The following is a 558-nucleotide window of genomic DNA, read 5'->3' as shown; positions in this document are numbered from 1 at the left end:
CCTCCTGGGGCCGCCCCGGCTGGCGCGCGCTGGCTCCCTCCTGCGGGGGATGCCTGCGCGGCCGTACGTCGGTCTCGCTGGCCGGGTTCGCCCGGCTGGCCGGAGAGGGCCTGCGGGTGGTGGCCGGAAAGGGCGCCGCGCTGCCCATGGCCGACCTCGCCGAGGCCGACGGGCTGGGCGTGCCCGAACTCGTCGCGGAGGCCGCCCTCCTCCAGGCCCGGCTGGACTGGTTCCAGGCCCAGCTGGCGCGACTCGGCGAGCACGGGCCGGGCGGCGCGCCGCAAGGGTAGCGGGGGCCGGTCAGGGTACCCGGAGGTTCCGAAACCGAGAGGAGGCGGAACCGTGACCGGGACCACGGCCCACAGGCCGGCACACGACGAACACCATTCGGTGGGGGAGCTCGTCGGACAGGCCAGCGAACAGCTTTCCCGGCTCGTACGACAGGAAGTGGCCCTCGCCAAGGCGGAACTGGCCCAGAAGGGCCGCCGCGCCGGACGCGGCGGCGAGCTGCTCGGCGCCGCGGGCGCCGTCGGCTACGCCGGCCTGCTCGCCCTGGCC

General features: G+C 76.7%; 1 protein-coding gene and 1 pseudogene. Both read left to right on the top strand.

Annotated elements, in window-relative coordinates:
* Positions 1-290, top strand: a pseudogene (locus tag CLM62_RS23195) (hypothetical protein); the annotation flags it as partial.
* Between the two features lie 52 nt (positions 291-342).
* The coding region (locus CLM62_RS51780) for a phage holin family protein (RefSeq protein ID WP_257004024.1) at positions 343-558 on the top strand (216 nt) is incomplete at its 3' end.

It is taken from the genome of Streptomyces sp. SA15, assembly GCF_002291145.1.
Taxonomy (GTDB): Bacteria; Actinomycetota; Actinomycetes; order Streptomycetales; family Streptomycetaceae; genus Streptomyces.
The sequence above is the reverse complement of the archived record's forward strand: the minus strand, read 5'-3'. Positions and strand labels throughout refer to the sequence as shown.